A 17953-nucleotide genomic window follows, 5' to 3' on the forward strand; every position below is an offset into this window, starting at 1 on the left:
ACCACAGAGGCCCCATCGGCGACGACCGATGGGGCCTCGAATTTCACGTAAGCGAACCGCTTGAGCGGTCAATCAATCGCGCCATCGCCTTCTAGGCGCACAAGGACCCCCTCCGGCCCCCCAGTCGCCAGAACGTCTTCCAGCACCTCGCAGATACTGTCAATTCCAGCTTCCCTTACAAGCAGGAGGTCGGGACAGTTGAAATATCTGCCACTAAAACATTCTCCTGTCTTTTCCCATCGCTTCCAGATTGCATCTACTTCCGCCAAGGTGAGGACGGTCGCACTCCATCGCGATCCATCCTCAAGCGTCAGAACCAGGTCAAGATTCGACGCCTCTTCCGGCCTTTGCCCGAGCGCGACCATGAAGAGAGCACTGGCGTTACCAATGTCTCTCTGGATCAACGAGTCACCGTCCATAGATACTCTGCAATCTAGCGATCACTGCGGGTTGATTTCCCTTGTCGGATTTGCCGACGATCTGAATGCCACTGTCTGTGTTCCGGAAAAAGAGCCTCGCTCCGTTTATGGAACGAGCATAGGCAACATCCGTTCCGGTCAGGAAGCCGTTTCCGATACCCGGATTCAAGTTACCCTCCGCCAGCCTCGCCTGCATCGCATCAAGATCCCGCTGAACTGTCTGATTCTTTCCGGCTTTCTGCGCAGCCCTAACCAGAAGCGAATCATCGTGAATTGCCGACGTCAGAGTGGAACAGTTGCTGTTGTGAACGAGGACCGGTGTCGACCCAGCGAGTACATAGTACGTGTGGATGTTGTCAACGGTGAGGTTGTGCATCGGCTCGCTGCCGGCGAAGTTACGCACGGCGCCGACTCGCACCACGGCCGGCCCGCTGGTCTGCAGTCGCTCTCCGGGCACCAGCAGCGCCGCGTCGATCCAGGTCTGACGCGAGTCGGACCAGAACGGGTGCTCCCAGGTGGTGTCGATGTCGACCTTTTCACCGCCGGGCAGCACGACGACGAGTGTGGTGAGCCTCTCATCGTCGTTCAGGTGCAGTTGGGTTACTTGCCTGGCGACGGTGTGGCCGGTCGTCGGGTCAGTTGCCCGGACGTAGTCGCCGACCTTGATGTCCTTGATTCGTTTTGTCGTACCGTCCACCATGAGGACCGGCGTGTCAGGGCTGAAACTGTTCGGACGCCTCAGGCACGCTTCGACCACGTCATCGGCTGCTCTGGAAGAGCCGGAGAGCAGGTCCACTACCTCGTCTGCGTTCTTGGCAGCTTTGGCACCCTTGGCGATCGGGATTGGAATGACGCCGACGATCTCCAAGCCGGCACCGATGTAGTCGTCGTTGTCGTACGCCTCTTTCGCCAAAGCGATCGAGTAGGGGGCTCCGATACCGGGAACCCAGCTCATCCACTCGTAGAACTTGAGCCGGCTTTTCCTCGCTCGCTCCTCCGATTGGGAACAGTCCCCCAGGCGGTGGCAAAGGTAGGACGCCCAGGCTTCGTCGAGCTGTTCCGGAGTGAACGCGGTGATGTGGCATTTGCTGGGCATGGGAAAGCCTGTCGCGCCCCGTATGCCGCACTGGTCGAAGTACTGGACGGTGTAGTTGTAAAAGTCCCTCCGGATCCGGGTTCTGTTCCCGTCATCCGGTTGACCACTCTTCTTGGCACCCGTGCCCCTACGGGGTCCACCGCCGCTGGAACTCGAGCCGTTAGGAGTCCAATCGACCTCGCTGGGTGTCGCCTTGTTATCCCAGACGACGTCCAGGATGAGGCCTGTCGGGTCGCTGAAGGTGACCGGCGAGTTGTTGGCGTATGCGTAGCCGTGCCACTGCTGCGGGTCGGTCTGGTCCATCAGTGGGTCGACGCTGATGAAGCGTCCGAGCGTGGGGTCGTATTCGCGGGCGCCGACGTGGGTGAGTCCGGTGGGATCGATGTCGCCGCCAACGAACCCCTTGTTGTTCGGCCAAGCGGGCTGCTGGCCGCGCGGTTCTCCGTATGGTGTCTGGCGGCGGGTCGTCACGGCCTGGGTGGAGGCGTTGACGCTGATCTGTTGGGTGCCCTGGTGGTCATTGAACAGCCACGTCAGTCCGCCATTGGTGGAGCGGCTGGCGATCGATTTGCCGGCGAAGCCGTAGTAGCGGGTGGCGGTGTTCTGGGTAGCGCCGGTGTCGCGTCGTATTTCCATCCCGGGCAGGTAGAGGATGGTTCCGGTGGCGTCCCGCCGGATGATCCGGCTGCCGTCCACGCTGTAGACGTGGCTGGCGAGGGTGGTGCCGCTCTCGACCACGCTGGTCAGTCGGCCTTCGGGGTCCCAGGTGAGTGACTGGTCGGAGGCGACGCCTGGCCGGGAGGCCGTCGCACCGGCAGCGTCGTAGGTATATGAGCGGACGACTGGCGCCTTTCCCGGCGCTTCGGTCCGGACCGATGTGACGGCGTGCGGCCGGACGGCGTTCGGTCCGCTTGCCGGCACGGTGTAGGTGTGGGTGGTGGTGCCGGCCGTGCCGTGGCTGGCTTGGGTGAGCCGGTTGCCGATGGCGTCGAAGGTCCAGTCGGTCCAGTAGGGCGCGGGACCGCCGAGGTTCGAAGCGGCGGGATCGGTGTCGCAGTTGACACCATTCTTCGGCGTCCAGGCTGAGGTCAGGCGACGAAGGGCGTCGTACCGGAAGCATTGGGTTTCGGCTTGCCCGGCACTGGGCGTGTCTGTGAGTTGCTGGATGTTGCCGGCCGGATCGTATGTGTAGGTGCGTTCGGCGATCGGACCGGTGGCGGTTTCCGGTTGAACGATCGTCCGGTGAAGTCGGCGAGTGTCGGTTTCGTAGACCTGGCTGTCCTCGACGTACGTCCCGCCGGCTGTTTTTCGGGTCAGGACGGTCGGTTCGCCGTACACGGTGTACTGCTGTCCGGTCACGTACGATCCGACGTTGGGCAGATTGGTGGTCAGTTTCTGCGGCAGGCCGGTGGTGTCGTGGTAGCCGGTGGTGACGGTTTCCCCGGCGAGGCCGCCGGTGCCCGGATAGGTGGTGGAGGTCGGGGTGCCGTCGGTGGTGGCGTAGCCGTAGGAGTAGACCCAACTCCCTGCCAGGCCTGTTTCTTTGGTTGGGATGAGGTACTGCTCACCGGTCACCTGGTACCGGGTGTTGAGGTTGATCGCTTGCCAGGTGTAGGCGTTGGCGGAGCCGGGCGGGTCGTACCGGGTGGACTGGGTGAGTTGACCGCGTACCTGTACACCGGTGAAGAGGCGGTCGTACTTCCACTCGGCCCGCAGTTTTGCCCCGTTGACAGCGTCGTCGTACTGGGCGGTCTTTCGGCCCAGCTTGTCGTAGGTGTAGACGAGGACCTTTCCTTGGGCGTCCGTGGTCTGTTGCAGGTCTCCGAACTCGTTGTAGGTCGAGCGAGAGGTGCCGCTGTCCGGGTCTCGTGACTCGATCAGACGGCCCTTGATGTCGTACTTGTACGACCATTGGTTGCCGGCCGCGTCGGTGCTTCTGACCAGCTGGTTCTTCCGGTCGTATTCGTGCTTCACGGCGTCGTAGGCGCCGTTCACACCGGCCGGCGTGGTGTGCTGGCGGAGCTCGACGGTGCGGTCGTCCACATCGATGAGGGTGGTGGTCGGCACTGCACCGGGTGCCGGGGTACGCAGGACTCGGTCACCACGGTAGGAGGTGTTGGTTCGCCACTTCTCCACCAGGTTCGTCACGCCGTCACCGGAGAGTGACACCTCCGCGATCGGCCGATCGGCGTCGTCGTACTCGGTCCGGGCCACTGCTGGCACGGACCACTCCGGTTCCCACCAGAGCACGCCGGAGGCCGTGCCCGGTTCGACGTGCGGGCCGTACGCGGTGGAGGCTCGCCCCCACCGGTCGTAGATGATGTCGGTGACGAGACGCCCGCCACCGATGCCGGTCGACTGGGTCTGGCGGGGCCGCAGGAATCCGTCGTAGATCTGGTAGGTGGCCTGGTAGTTTCCGGCCACGTTGAGGGTTTCGGTCTTGACGGAGGAGTATTCGGTCCGGTCAGGCGAATAGGTGTACGTGTAGCGGGTCGAGGGACGCTGTGAGTTCTGCTCTCTGGACCAGCCCACCCGCCAGACTTGCGTGGTTCGGCCGAGGCCGTCGTAGGTTGCCTCGGCGACCCGGGAGTTCATGTCCGTGGTCTTCCAGGCCATGCCCCAGTAGGGGGTGATGTCCTCGTGCGTGGTCCAATCGAACTCACCCTGGATGCTCTTGCTGACCCGGGTGACCGGTCCACCCCGGGCAGGGGTGTACGACGTTTTGGTGGTTACCGACCGGATGTCGGTGCTCGTCGCGGGCCGACCGAAGTCGTCGTAGGTGGTGTGGTCCTCGGTGCGGAAGGTGGTGCCCGCTTCGGAGGTCCAGTCGTGTAGTTGCTCGGTGCGGGTGATCGAGCCTCGAGTGGGCGTGGTTTCGGCATCGGCGGCACCGTCGTAGATGAACCGTCCGTCGGACATAATGTCGTCGCCACGGGTGGGGGTTGTGCCGCAGGGCAGCGCGGTGGTGGTGACTCGCTTCAGCAGCCCGGTTTGATTGCGGTCCGGGTTTCGGTTGTAGGTCTGGCTGACACATTGCTCGTCGCCGGAGACCGCCACGTCGCCGTCGTCCTGGGTCCAGTCGAGAGTGCCGTGGACGTTGTCGAACAACGAGGTGGAGCGGGTCACCCGCCACCCGCTCGCGCCGTCCACGCCGAGTGCCGTCGCCGCGTAGCGGACGCGGGTGTTGGTGAACCGGGCGGTGACGAGGTCGCCGTTGATCGTGCGGCTGGCGGTTGGCGGGGACTGCCACGGCACGTTGACGGTCCTGCTGACCGGCTTGCTGAGGGCGCCGTTGTAGACGGTTTCCTCGCGCACCATGCCGGCAAACGCGTCTTCGTCGTAGACGGTCTCGCTACCGAGGGAAGCGTCGACGATCACTGACCGGGTGCCGCCGGACGGGCCTGACCGGTCGCCGTGCATGCCCCGCAGGTAGCGGGTGACCGCCAGTGTTCGCCGACCACTGGTGTCGCCGACCCGAGTAGTGACTTCCGCATAACCGCGGAACTGATTCCACGTCTTGTACTTGGGGTTGCTCAGACCGTCGTCGTCGGCATAGTGCCAGGCAGGGTTCCCCCCGTAGGCGTAGGCGGTGTATTTCGGAGGTGCCTGGTGCCCGCCTTCGAGCTGTACGTCCGATTCGGAGACCTGCCGCACCACGTACTTATGCCACCACTCGGTGAGCAGAGGGCCATCCGGCTTCGCCGGATCGTCGCTGAGTACGGGGTAGCAGAGCCGGGTGTTGCTCGCCGGGCTTGCTGGCAGGTCGTTCTTGCTGCACTCCGGCAGGCTGTATGTGACCTGGATCTTGGCGCCCGTCTCGGTGACGATGTTCGTGATGCGCTGCCAGTTGTTCGTCGTGTTCGTGTCGGTGAGCACGCGGTTGGGCAGTGCGGTGGGCTCGAAGGTGATGGGTGGCAGGGACACCGTGGTGCCGACGTGTCCGGTGTGCCTGATCGACGAAAGCCAGAGTCCCGGGTTGGTGCCGTCGCCCGTGGCCGGGAATCGGTGAGTGAGCGTCCAGGAGTCGACCTCCTGCCAGTCCGGTGTGGTCTTGGTCGAATCCCAGATGCGGGTGGTTACCTTCGCGAGTCGTTTGGTGTTCCAGAAGGTCGGCGACCAGTGGCCGTCGCATTCGGAGCCGGTGCACTCCTGGTCCCAGGGCACGTCGGGCCAGTTGGTCTCGTTGTGGGTGCCGCAGTTCGACGTCAGGCAGCGGTCGGCCGGGGTGAACAACACTTGGGCAACGGGGGTGGTCGACCGGTCGGCGGTACCACGGTCCCAGGTGCCGTAGTCGATTCGGCGGATCATGCCGCCGCGCACGTAGGAGATGTCGGCCGAGGCGGTCAGGTTCTGCGCGTACCGGTTGGTTTCTCGGTCGTACCAGTACGACATGGTGTTGCCGTGGGGGTCGACGACGTAGTCGAGGTTCCAGCGCCAGACCTGGGTGCAGTCGGAGCCGGCAAAGGTGCTCGCGTGGCAGGGCTCGCCGGGGTGGTTGCCGAAGACTGGTGCGGTCCACGCCGAGTTCGTGGTGGAGCTCTGGCCGGGCAGGTTGTTGCGCCCGAAGTAGTACTGGACGCCGTCGGTGGTGGTGACGCGCCAGTACTCGCCGTTGTTGTCCCCGTTTGTGCCGCCGGTCAGCTTTTCGATCCTGGCGCCCTGCTCGCTTCTTGAGTGCCAGCCTTTGCCGCTCTGGAACACCAGTTCCGAACCGGTGCCGTTGAGAGTCATGGTGGCGTTGTCGGAGCGCCAGCACAGGTCGCCGGTTTTTCTGCTGTTGTTGGCCTCACCCTTCATGTCGTCGGCGCAGCTCACGTAGCGGCGCTCGATGTAGCCGGGCCAGTAGTCGAAGCCTTCGCCGATGAATGACGGCTGGTTGTTCGTCGCTGCCGACCGTCCGTCGACGCTGGCCGAGGAGTAGCTCAGGGAGACGTTCGGTGTCGGGCCGCCGAGCGCGGGCGGCGTACGCATGGGGTACGCCCAGGAGAAACCGCCGGTGGCGCCGCCGGCGGTCCAGGTGGCCGACGGGGACAGCGAGGTGGCAGTGAAGTCTCCGGCGGAGCCCTTGGCGTCAGCGGCGAGCAACACCAGGTCACCTGCACCGGTGGCCGATGCCACTACCTCGGCGGACACCTGTCCCGCTATGGTGTCGTTGCGTGAGGGAAGTGCGGTGGCGTGACAGCTGGGTGCGGCCGGGGTGCTGAGGGCGCACTGTGGCAGGTGCCAGAGCCGCAGCCGTGACGCCCAGCTGCCGCCGTAGGCGTGCCGGAATGCGTCGTAGTCGACGGTGAGGTCCACCGTCGCGGCCTGATTGTCTGTCGCCCCGGTCGATGGTGAGGTTGCGTCCGTGACGCGCAGCAGTACACCGTCGCGCCGGGATGCCGGGGCGGTGGCACGGTCGATGACCTCGATGTCTACTTCGGTCAGCTCGCGGCCGCTGGCAGCCTCGGCGGTTTGGCTCACCTTCAGCGGAAGCCTGCCGACCCTGAGTGCGGTGGGGGAGTTGGCTGCACGATGACCGGCCAGGGTGACCTTGCTCCGAGCGGCGGTCGGCCACACCGGTGCCGGCGCTGGCGCCGCACTGTTTTCGGGCGCGGCGCTGGTGGCTCCGCGTATCTCTCGACCGTGGCCGTCTATCGTGTCGACCTGCGACCGCAGCCGTTCGGGGCCGGCCTGTGCTGACCCTGCCAGAGGGGAAGCGACCAGCAACGATCCGGCCACCACGGCGGTGACGGTTGCGGCGAGCAGGCGACGGGGGCGCCCCGGCGGTCGAGCACCGCCGCTTCGGCGAACCTGGTTGCTCATCGGGAAAACCTCCTGCGTGGATGGCGGGCAGGATCGAGGGCGGGTGAACAGGCGGTTACTGACGGAGCGCCGGGCTCGTCGTTGGTCATGCCCGGGATTGAGTGCGGTGCAGTTCCGCCACCGCGGCGTCGGTCAGCGCCCCCTGATAGAGCTGAAGGTCATCGATTCCACCGTGCCAAAAGTCCATCATTCTGGGCTGTTCGCCTGGACCGGAGAACTGGGCCGCGCCGACGGTCAGCGGGCCGGTAGCTGGGAAGACACCGTTGGGACACGGGGTGGCCTTTTCCAAGCTGCCGTTCAGGTATAGGCGGATCTCGGCGGTTTGGGCGTCATACACCCCGACCAGGTGGGTCCACGTGTCCGTGTCATCAGCAGACAACAGGTGTGTACCCTCGGCGTGTACCCGCAGGGCCTGGCGGTCGTCGTCGGCACCACTGATGGTGAACTGCCAACGATGGGTGCTGCTGCCTGTCGAGGTTCGGGTCTCGCGCAGTGACAGGTAGAAAGCGGATTGTTTGAGGCCGCGCTGCCCGACTGCGGTCTGGGTGCTGCTCCTCAGGCTGTCGGGATGGACCCAGACGGAGACTGTGAACGAGTCGTTCGTGCGCAACACCGGCCCGTCCTGCCAGGTCGGCAACTCGGGAGTCACGGTGTTGTGCTGCGAGTGGCCATGCTCGACGGTCGGCGATCCGTAGTATCGGTCGGTGGGGTCCTCGACGAAGTGAGTGCCGTCGAGCAGCAAACCACCGTCGCGCAGCCCACTGCCGATGCTCGCGCCCTGGGCCAGTGACAGTCGTCGCCCCCACGCCGCGCCGTCAGGTGCCTGGCAGGTGTGCGGGATCCCCACCTCGTAGCAGGGGGTGGCGGCGTTCATGTCCCACCGCCCCACCTCGATCGGCGCGAGGATGCCGGGCTCGTCGAATCCGCCGGAGTCTTCGTCGGTGGCGAGTAGGCCGGTGAAGTCGTGTTCGACCAGGACCCGGTTGAACACCCGCACGTCGGCGAGTTCGCCGTGCCACCAGTTGGCCGGCTGCCCGTTGGCGAAGCCGCGGCCGACGGCGAACCTGCCTTCGGCGGCCCAGGGGGCCGCAGCGTACGGCACCTCGCCGGCCTTTACGCCGTTGACGTACAGGCGCAGCTTGCCGTCGGTGCGATCGTAGACTCCGGCCAGGTGGGTCCATCGGTGCACGTCGGCGGCGGTGATCGGGGTCGGTGCCATGGCCACCCGGGAGGCACTGGCCTGGTCGGAGGTGTCTTTCATGACGAAGGACCAGTACGGCGTCATCGAGGCGTCCTGCCGGCGCACTCCGAACTCGAAGCGGGCCGCGTTGCGGGCGTCCTGGGTGAGCACCTTCATGTCCGTAGTCGGTAACGCGGCCGGTTTCACCCAGGCAGCCACGCTGAACGAGTGACTGGTGTCGAGCACCGGGACGTCGGTGATGGCGTGGGAGTTGATGCCGTTGAAACGGGCGCTGGCACCGCCGACCATCCGCACGTCGGGTGTCCACGTCACGTTTGTCGCTGTCAGCGGTGTGTCGCCGGCCAGGGCGCCCTGTTGATCGGCGAGTGCCTGCTGCTGACTGACACCGGGGTATGTCTCCAGACCCCATCGGGCGATCGCGGCCGAAGGTCGGCCGACGATGAACTCGGCGCTGGCGTAGCCCTCGTTGCGGGTGGCGTCCACCGCCGAGACGTACAGGGTGTTCCGGCCGTACTTCGGGGGACGCAGGGTGAGGGTGGTGCTCTTCGGTGTACCGGGAACGTCCACGACCGTGGTGGGGCCGGTCCAGCCGTACCTGAAGGAGACGACATCCGTGTCGGGCGAGGCGATCCGGAAGGTGACCGGCTCCCCCGGTCCGGATGGGCCGCTGATCACGGTGGCCTCCACCGACGGCACGGTCGTGTCGACACGGAACTGACACCAACTCGACCAGCCGCTCCAGATGGAATAGGGTGCCGGATCGACAGCAGTGGCCCGGAAGGCGTACGACTTGTTCTTGGCGGCGGCAACGGCGGCGGTGGTGGCCCTGCCGTTGGCGGGCGCCGACGCGGTCGGCGGGCGGGGCAGCCGGGTCGGGTACGTGTCGGTGACCGCACCCATCCCCCCGGCCGGCACCTCGATCCATTCGTAGGTGCCCATCAGGGACTGGCTGCTGTCGGCGTCGGGGTAGATCGCGGAGAAGGTCGGGTTGAGGGTGCCGATCGGGAGCACGTCCGCAGCGAGACAGGCGACCCCGGCCACCTGCAGACCGGTCGGCTTGCCAGGCTTGGAGTCGTAGTCCACCACGAGCTTGGCATCGTTGGGGAAAAATTTCTTCCAGCGGTTCTGGGTTGACTCGCCACCGTCGCCTGACCTGGCGGAAAACCCTACGGTCAGGGTGGGCGCCTTCTTGTCCGCCACCTCCTGCACCTTCTGGGTCACCTTGCTGGAGATGAAGTTCATGATCATGTCGGGTTGGATGGTTCCGCAGCCACCGGCCTCGTTCGCATGCCCCGCAGCCCCGTCCAACAACGTGCCCAGCGCCATCTTCGACCAGGTGGCCCGCATCGTACGGTCGATGACCGGCACGTGGTACATGTAGGCCCAGGTGTCGTCGCAGGACCAGGAGTGGTCGAGCTTCATCTGCACGTATGCGCTCTCGATGTGTTTGCCGGCGAGCGAGATGCCGCCACTGCTCGTCGGGAACTGAAAGAACGACCGGTAGATTTGGCCCTGGCAGGGGCCCTCCGGGCTCAGGCCCACTCGGGCAACGCTGACGTCGGAATTCGAGCAGCCGTTGTCCGTCGCGTACGCCCACCGGTTCTGCCGCACCGACCACGCCGGATCGATGAAGATCGGAAAGTTTGCGGAGTCGTCGGCCAACATCTGTGCGTCCGGAGTCAGTACCAGTTCACCGCCGTCGGTGAGGGCGGTCTCCACCCGCGCGGTCTGCGCAGCCACTCCAGGACCGTCGACCGTCGAGCCGGACTCGGACGGACTTTCGCCGGCCCGACCCGCCGTCAGGCCGCCAGTATCGTCGGCGGAGTTCCACATCACCGCCGGCGCCGCATTGGCGAACATGGTCCCAGCGAGCCGCGCCTGCAGCGAGCCGTCCGGAAGGCGCACCGCAGTAGCGTCACCACCCAAATCGAATCGGATCCGTTGGACGGCGGGATCCGCTGCTGCTGCCGCAGTCTTCACCACCAGCACGTGGGTGAAACCGGTCCGGGTCGCCTGTACCGCCAGGTCGACGCCGGGCACGACCTCCCGATAGGTCGCCATGTTGCCGTCGACGACCGGTGCGGGTAGCTGCCCCTGCCAACTCATGGTGAAGGTCTTGCCGCTGCGGACCAGAGTCACCAGCGGTGCGTCACCGCCTCCAGAGAAAGCGACATCCGCAACCGAGGCCGCAGGGCGAAGCCGCCCGTCCTTGCCTCGAGCCAGACCGAGGTCAATCTCCGACCAGCGGCCATCCACCCGCCGCGTCCACTGCGGAACCACACCGGATTCCATGGTCAGTCGTCCGTCGGGTTGGGCGAGCACCCGGCTGTACTCGGAACGGGATTCGGTGATCACCACCGGGTGGTCGCAGGCCTTTGCAACGGCAGCGGCCTGCACGGCCGAGGTCGTCTCCGCCACACACGACACGGTGGTGGCGCGGGCTGGTACGTCGGCGATCAGCGGCAGCCCCGCTGCTGGCAGAAACAGGGCGATCCCGGCGGTCAGCCAGCGGTTGCGGCGGAGCTTCGACCGGTCGCGCCGTGGTCCATCTGGCAGGCCAATCACGATCGACCGACCAGTGGAAGGGATCTGTGTCGGGTGACCGTACGTTTCAGACATGACAACTCCAACTGGCCGGACGCCCGATGGCGAGGCAGGCGAGGGTGAGGTCCCGCATCGGGGACGAGGAGGGCGGCGAGCTGCCGGGTACCAGCCGCGGCAGTCAACCGGTTGGCCGGCGGTCGCGCGGTAGGTCAGCGGCGAGATCCGGCAGGCTGCTGCGTCATCCGGATGGGGCGTCGCGCGTACCGCGCCACCTCCGACTGTGGCCGCAGCGTCCACCCGACCAGATGGAGGCCGTCGGGACTGGCAGACGGTGACTGCACTCGGCAGCCCAGCCCATCAGCCAGCGGTCGCGTTACCACCGATGCCGAGTCAGCCAACGTTGCTCGTCTGACGCGATCACTCACAGCAGCCATGTCTGCCTGTCCCATGCGTCCCCCGTTTGACAAGACCAGTACGCGGTGCCGCAGCAGCCATCTGTTTGCAGGCGAGCGACCCACGATCTGCTCGACCAGTTTGCGGGACGGTGTTTATCTGTCCGCTTGCCGATCGCCAGCCGGCCGGTTGCCAACCCTCCGATAGACTTAAATCGAACCTACGGGGGTGGGTATGCGGTTCGGGGTATTCGGCTCGGTGGAGGTCTTCGGACCCGACGGTCCGGTGTGGGTCGGCCAGCCCCGGCACCGGGCACTGCTCGGCTACCTGCTGCTACGTGCGAACCAGGTAGTCACGCCACCGCAGCTGGTCGAGGCCCTATGGGGCGGCGCGGAGCCCACTTCGGCGCTTTCCCAGCTGCACGTCGCGATTTCCACGCTCCGGCGCGCGCTGCGAGATCTGGGCATGACCGACGTGATCCGCACCCGTCCCGGCGGATACCTGATCGTCCTTGCCGACGACGACCTGGATGCTGCCATCTTCGACCGACATGTCAGCGACGCCCGTGCGGCGCAACGACGCGGCGACTGGGCGATGTCCACAGAGCTGCTGTGCCGTGCCCTGGCGCTATGGCGCGGCGACGCCCTCACCGGCGTCACCGCACCCTACGCTCGGGCGGCCAGTCGGCGGCTGCACGAGTCACGCCTGGCGGCCCGGGCCCTGCTGGTCGAGGCCGAGCTGGCACTGGGTCACCACGACAACCTCATCGGCGAGTTAGAGGATCTGGTCGGCCAGTACCCCGAGCACGAACAGCTCGTGTGCCAGCTGATGCTGGCGCAGCACCGCTGCGGTCGGCGTGCCGACGCACTGAGCACCGCCCGGACCTATCGCCGCCGATTGGCCGACGAACAGGGCTTAGACCCCGGTGTCCCCTTCGAAGAGATGGAGAAGGCGATCCTCAACGCCGATCCGTCACTCGGCCTTGCGCCACCGTCACAATCCGCACCGCACCGCACCGAGTCGCCCGCCCAACTGCCGTTCGACGTACACGATTTCGCAGGTCGGCACCGCGAGATGGAGCAACTCGATGCGCTGCTCGACCCGACCGCCGACTGCCGGCTCGTTCTGATCAGTGGCACCGCCGGGGTCGGCAAGACGGCATTGGCACTACGCTGGGCCCACCACATCCGTGAGCAGTTCCCCGACGGGCAGCTCTACGTGAATCTGCGCGGCTCTGACACTCGCCGCCCGCCCGTGCAGAGCCTCACCGCAGTGCACTACTTCCTGCGCTCGCTCCGCCTCGAACCGACAGCGTTGCCCACCGACATCGACGAAGCCGCAGCGTTGTTCCGGTCGCGACTGGCTGGCCGACGGCTGCTGATCGTCCTCGACAACGCCGCCAACACCGATCAGGTTCGACCCCTACTACCCGGCATCGGCAGCTGCTCCGTCCTGCTGACCAGCCGCCGTCGGCTGTTCTCCCTGATCGCGCATGAAGGAGCACGGCTGCTGCACCTGGCGCCGCTGAACCGGGACGAGGCAACGCAGCTCCTACGACGGATGCTCACCCGCGACGCCAGCGATGCCGCCGTGGAGCAACTGGCCGCCCGCTGCGCGTACCTGCCCCTGGCGCTGCGTCTCGCGGCCGCACAGCTCATCTGTCACGACCAACTGACCGTAGCGGAGTACGTCAGCCAACTCGATGCGAGGAGCAAATCCTCGACCTACTCCACAAAGTCGTCTACCTGCACCTCCTGCCCCACCCAAACAGCTCAACGAACACCAACACGAACTTGTCAACGTCCGCCCACAGATGACCGCGCTGGCCAGCTCATCAACTCGTTCGCCACGCCCCTCAACCCGGCAGGCGACAACAACGATCGTCTCCCACTTGTGGATCATTGAGGTCAAGATGACCGACCTACCCCACCTGACCTACCTCATCCGCGCGACACGTTGCGTGAATACGCCGAGCAACGCTTGACGCCGGACGTCGGTCACGACGGCCTCACCCCTCTCAACCGGCTCACGCGGATCGAGCCGACCGAGCTTCCGGGTGAGCACCGCGAAAGTATGGGCGGACGGGACATCCCGCCACCAGCCGTGAATCCGGACTGGCGGTGGCGCGGTCCGGACCTACCAGGACTGTTCTGAGGTGTACGGCAGACGGACGAGCCCCGAGGATCTAGGAGCGAGTATGCGCGGTCGGACCATCCTGCTGCTGACAACGACGGCGCTCGTGTCGGCTGGCGTGTTCCTCGGCACCCGGGAGCTCGGAGTCGCCGACCAATACGCCAGCGTGGGCAGCTTCCTCGTGGCCCTGGTCGGCCTCGCCGTCAGCATCCGGGCCCTGACCCGAGGTGTGGCCCGGCATCCGGCGGACGAGAACCCTCCCCGCGCGACCGCGTGGCGCGCGTTCATCCTGAACCTCCTCAACCGCACCGTCGTCAACGAGCCGCGCGCCCCCGTCTACATCGACTCGCCCTCGCCACCACCTCGGCGCGGCAACAAGCCCAGAGGCAGGCGCGGGGCCCGCGCCCGAGCCGCAAGAAGCGGCGGTGACCATAGATCGGTCCCCGACACCACCTGCCGTCAGGGGTCCTCGCCGTGCCCCGCCTCCTCGCGGGCCGGCTGCGGACGCTCTGCCAGAGCGGCGGCGAAGAAGGTGTTGCGGCGTGCGATGAGACGTCGCAGGTACGGCCGCAGGTTGAGCCTGGCCACGAGATTACCAACCGGTCCTGTCGGCGCGGTGAAGTCGATGGCGTAGCGCATGACCGTTCCCGAGGACCCGGCTGGATCGGGGTGAAGCGTTGCTCGTGGCGCCATCGGCCGAACGGGCCGCTGACTTGCTCGTCGGTGACGCCGCGGCGGCCGCCGGTAGTCGATGATCCGGCGGAACCTGTCAAGTCAAGTGAGACGTTTTCGTGGTCAGGTGTTCTGTAGTTCGGTGGGTTGAGCTGCGGGTTTGTTGATCCACACGGTGGTCGGTAGGGCGGGTGGTCGAGGGCGGCGGGTGAACCGGTCGGGGTGGGCCTGCCAGGCGGCGTCGAGGGTGGCCTGCCGCTGGGTGTGGACGTCTCCGGCGGTGTCGTAGTGCACTGAGGCGGGGGTGTGCAGGCCGATGCCGGAGTGGCGGTGTTCGTGGTTGTAGTAGGTGAAGAACTCGGCGGCGAACTCGCGGGCGTGGTGCAGGGAGTCGAAGCGGTCGGGGAACGCGGGGCAGTACTTCAGGGTCTTGAACTGCGCTTCGGAGTACGGGTTGTCGTTGGATACGCGGGGTCGGGAGTAGGAGCGGGTGACGTCGAGGTCGGCGAGGAGTTCGGCGACGGGTTTCGAGGTCATCGACGAGCCGCGGTCGGCGTGCAGGATCTCGGGGCGCACGCCGTTGCGGGCGATGGCGTCGTCGATCAGCTCCCGGGCGAGCATGGAGTCTTCGCCGTCGGCGACGTGCCAGCCGACGACGTAGCGGGAGTACACGTCGATGATCACGTAGAGGTGGTAGAACACGCCCCGCTGCGCGGTCTTGAGGCGGGTGATGTCCCACGACCACACCTGCGACGGCCCGGTCGCCACCAGCTGGGGGATGGTGCGGGTGGGGTGGGTGGCCTGCCGGCGGCGTTCCCGGCTCTCCCCGGCGTGGCGCAGGATCCGGTACATGGTGGACTGCGAGCACCAGTAGCGGCCCTGGTCGAGTTCACGGGCCCACACCTGCGCCACGGACATCTCCGCGTACTCATCCCGGTGCAGCACATCCAGCACGGCCTGACGTTCGGCCGCTGACAGCGTCGATGGCGGGGGTGTCTTCGGCCTCAGCGGACGCGATACCACGGGCGGCTGCTGGAGCCGGTAGTGCGTGGCGCGGGACCGGCCCGTCAGCCGGCACGCCCCGGCCACCCCGAGCAGCGGCATCAGCTTGTCGAAGGCCGCGGTCAGCGCCTCCTGACCGGCCGCGGCGCGTCCGCGCTCTCGGACAACGTCTCCAAGAGCGCGTGCGCTTTTCCCATGATCTCCAGGGCGGTCTTCGTCCGCGCCAGATCCGCTTCCAGACGTTCGTTGCGCCGCCGCAACCGCTCGATCTCCGCCGCCTCGGCGCTGCGGCGCCGACTCTCCGACACCGGGCTCTTGCGGGTGCCCAGAGCGGTCAACGCACCCGCGTCACGGGCGGCCCGCCACTCCAGGATGTGCGAGTGATACAGGCCCTCCCGACGCAGGATCGCCGCGCCCTCACCAGACGCCTTCGCCGCCTCGTACTCCGCCACGATGCGTAGTTTGTACTCCGCCGTGAACGTTCGCCGTTTCGGCCGTCCGCCCTGCTCACCAGGCGTGCTGGGTAGTGTCACGATGATCCTCTTCCTGTCTCCCGGCAAGCCTAACGCTCCCGGAACGGCTGCCTCATCTCAGCCTGGCAGACAGGGCGGACGGTCATCCGCCAGGCAGGTCGAGGTGCCGGGCTTCCCGGTCGACGCTGGCCATGAGCGTCCTCGCCGAGCAACACCGGGTGCGAGTAACCCATCGTCGACATCGACTTCGTCCGGTCGCGAGACCCCGACACGGTGCTCTCCGCCTTCACCGCATCATACGACGTCCTGCACGTCCTGCACGTCCTGCACGTCCTGCACGTCCTGCACGTCATGGCGCACGGCGATCATACTGTCACGCCGACGTTCAGCAGCACAGACGGCAAGGTCGAAATCTCGTTGGAGCACCTGGGAGAAGCCGCGGCAAACCAGAGCAAGGGCATCTCGACGAGCGCCATCATCGCGGACGGCTGCAAGACCGGCACCGGCGTATGGCAGAAGGCGGTGCGGGACTGCCTTCAGGGAGAAGTGACCTACATCGGCACCTCCGGCGTCATCGGCTGGCACGAGAGCGGTGTCTTCTGCTCCGCTTGACGGAGACTTGTACGAGCCAGCCGTAGTGGACGGGCGACCGGTGCGGTCCAGACAGGGCATCGCTGTCCCCCACATCCGGTCAGCGCAGGACGCTAGCTGCTCTCGACGCCTCCACCCCGTCGGGCGGCGGGTTCGGGCCGGTTCGGCTTCGAACCTACCCCACCTCCGCCCGGGCCGACTGGCATTGGGCGCTGACATTTTCACGGCCCTGAACCACCCGGACGCCGCCACCGTCCGCGCCAACTTTAGCTCCCGTGAGCGAAGCGTGCCCTACCAGGTCGTTGGGCATGTCCCTGCGACGCGGCGGGTCCAACCTCGCCGCGTCGCAGGGTGTCCGCCCCGCCGTCGATGTGGCGCTACCGGTCACCGGCACCGGTGGGGCGGGGCGGCGCGTCAGCACCAGCCGTTGACCGGGTTAGCCGCTCCGGTGTAGTGGTACGCGTCGGGGATCCAAGTGCCGTCGGTGAGCCGGTTCCACAGGGCGGTGGTGCCCCAGCGGCCGGTATGGGAGGTGCCGTTGGACGAGCAGGCCACTGCCGCCGTGGCACCGTCCGCGATCGAACCGACGACCCCGTACCCGGTGCCTGGCCCGGACCGCCGGCTGACCGACGTGCCGCCGTTGCTGTCGACGATGCCCTCGGTGAAGCCGAGCGCGCCGTAGTTGTAGAGCGTGCCCTTGACGTTCACGCGCTTTGATCCGTGCAGCGCGTAACCCTCGTAGGCGGTGCTGCCCTCTCGCGGCACCCACTTGCCGAGGTTGTGGGTGGCGACCGCGACGTACGCGCTGTTCTGCCGCAGCCCCAGGTGCACGTGCCGGCTGCTGGCGGAGCCGCCGCAGGTGATGTCGGTGCCGGTGTTGCCGAGGAAGGTGCCCGCCGAGACGGAGGCACCGTCGACGTTGATGTTGTTCCAGAGGTGGTAGTAGTCCGTGGCGTACCCCCGGTCGTGGACCACCCGGATCCAGCCCTTGCACATCGTGTACGCGGTGCCGGCACGCACGGCCAGCACCCGCTCGTCACCGCCGTAGAGGTCGATGGAACTGAACGGTCGCGGGGAGCCGGACCAGCCGTGTGGGCCGCCCCGGAGGATCCAGGACTGGCCAACGGTGAACGGCAGGCGCATGCCGGTGCGGAAGTCCCCGTTGGCGGCCATCGTCTTGGGCGCGGTGAAGGTGTCCCTCTCCTGCTCAGCGACGACGGAGACGGGCGCGGCCGCAATCAGTTCGGCGAAGGTGGCTTCGCCCTCGAAGGCGACCTGCCAGCCGCCGCGCTGCTGACGGGCGACGAAGAGCCAACCGGACGGGTGGAGATCCTCTCCCTGCGGGGCGACGAGCACGGCGGTGCCGAAGGCCCAGGCCCGGCCGTCCTTGCGGGTGACGTTCACCCGGGTGTCCGCCACATCGGCGGTCCGGAACGCCTGGTCCGCCGCGACTGCGGCATCCGCGAGCAGCTTCTGCTGTACGGCGGTGGTGACATCGTTGGCCGGCGCGGCGTGGGCGCCGCTCGGCACGGTGCTGGTCATGGTGACAACGAGCAGGGCCGCCGTGGCGGTACCGATCCAGCGTCGAGTAATGATCATGTCCTCTCCAGAGGGGGTTGAGAGG

General features: G+C 66.7%; 9 protein-coding genes. 2 read left to right on the forward strand and 7 right to left on the reverse strand.

Features of this window, described 5'->3' with window-relative positions:
- Positions 1-68: 68 nt before the first annotated feature.
- From OIE53_RS11630 to OIE53_RS11640, 3 genes are all read right to left on the reverse strand, one after another.
- Complete coding sequence (locus OIE53_RS11630) at positions 69-404, reverse strand: hypothetical protein (protein ID WP_327026622.1); 336 nt, start codon at positions 402-404, stop codon at positions 69-71.
- Positions 405-408: 4 nt separating this feature from the next.
- Positions 409-7320 carry an RHS repeat-associated core domain-containing protein gene (locus OIE53_RS11635; protein WP_327026623.1) on the reverse strand — a complete coding sequence of 2304 codons (6912 nt, stop codon included), beginning with the start codon at positions 7318-7320 and terminating at the stop codon, positions 409-411.
- Positions 7321-7405: 85 nt separating this feature from the next.
- A complete protein-coding gene (locus tag OIE53_RS11640; RefSeq protein WP_327026624.1) occupies positions 7406-11086 on the reverse strand; it encodes a LamG domain-containing protein in 3681 nt (1226 codons plus the stop codon).
- Between the two features lie 606 nt (positions 11087-11692).
- On the opposite strand from OIE53_RS11640, the gene OIE53_RS11645 reads away from it, so the two are divergent.
- Positions 11693-13363, forward strand: a complete 1671-nt coding sequence (locus tag OIE53_RS11645; protein ID WP_327027159.1) for an AfsR/SARP family transcriptional regulator — start codon at positions 11693-11695, stop codon at positions 13361-13363.
- A 687-nt stretch (positions 13364-14050) separates the two neighbouring features.
- Here OIE53_RS11645 and OIE53_RS11650 read toward each other — a convergent pair.
- From OIE53_RS11650 to OIE53_RS11660, 3 genes are all read right to left on the reverse strand, one after another.
- Entirely contained in the window at positions 14051-14230 is a 180-nt protein-coding gene (locus OIE53_RS11650) for a hypothetical protein (RefSeq protein ID WP_327026625.1), read from the reverse strand.
- A 156-nt stretch (positions 14231-14386) separates the two neighbouring features.
- Positions 14387-15367 carry an IS3 family transposase gene (locus OIE53_RS11655; protein WP_327026626.1) on the reverse strand — a complete coding sequence of 327 codons (981 nt, stop codon included), beginning with the start codon at positions 15365-15367 and terminating at the stop codon, positions 14387-14389.
- A gap of 20 nt (positions 15368-15387) precedes the next feature.
- The gene (locus OIE53_RS11660) at positions 15388-15798 is read right to left on the reverse strand and encodes a transposase (protein ID WP_327026627.1); all 411 of its coding nucleotides are present in this window, start codon (positions 15796-15798) and stop codon (positions 15388-15390) included.
- Between the two features lie 213 nt (positions 15799-16011).
- Between OIE53_RS11660 and OIE53_RS11665 the strand changes: the two genes are divergently transcribed.
- Positions 16012-16350 (forward strand): hypothetical protein, encoded by a 339-nt coding sequence (locus tag OIE53_RS11665; RefSeq protein ID WP_327026628.1) that lies wholly within the window; start codon positions 16012-16014, stop codon positions 16348-16350.
- 393 nt (positions 16351-16743) lie between these two features.
- Here OIE53_RS11665 and OIE53_RS11670 read toward each other — a convergent pair whose 3' ends face one another.
- Positions 16744-17928 (reverse strand): peptidase M23, encoded by a 1185-nt coding sequence (locus OIE53_RS11670; protein WP_327026629.1) that lies wholly within the window; start codon positions 17926-17928, stop codon positions 16744-16746.
- Positions 17929-17953: the final 25 nt, after the last annotated feature.

The sequence above is a fragment of the Micromonospora sp. NBC_01739 genome, from assembly GCF_035920385.1.
GTDB lineage: Bacteria > Actinomycetota > Actinomycetes > Mycobacteriales > Micromonosporaceae > Micromonospora.

Coding starts and splice junctions, on each gene's coding strand:
- OIE53_RS11650 (WP_327026625.1), bottom strand. CDS start 14,230: ATGCGCTACGCCATCGACTTCACCGCGCCGACAGGACCGGTTGGTAAT.
- OIE53_RS11645 (WP_327027159.1), top strand. CDS start 11,693: ATGCGGTTCGGGGTATTCGGCTCGGTGGAGGTCTTCGGACCCGACGGT.
- OIE53_RS11670 (WP_327026629.1), bottom strand. CDS start 17,928: ATGATCATTACTCGACGCTGGATCGGTACCGCCACGGCGGCCCTGCTC.
- OIE53_RS11655 (WP_327026626.1), bottom strand. CDS start 15,367: ATGCCGCTGCTCGGGGTGGCCGGGGCGTGCCGGCTGACGGGCCGGTCC.
- OIE53_RS11635 (WP_327026623.1), bottom strand. CDS start 7,320: ATGAGCAACCAGGTTCGCCGAAGCGGCGGTGCTCGACCGCCGGGGCGC.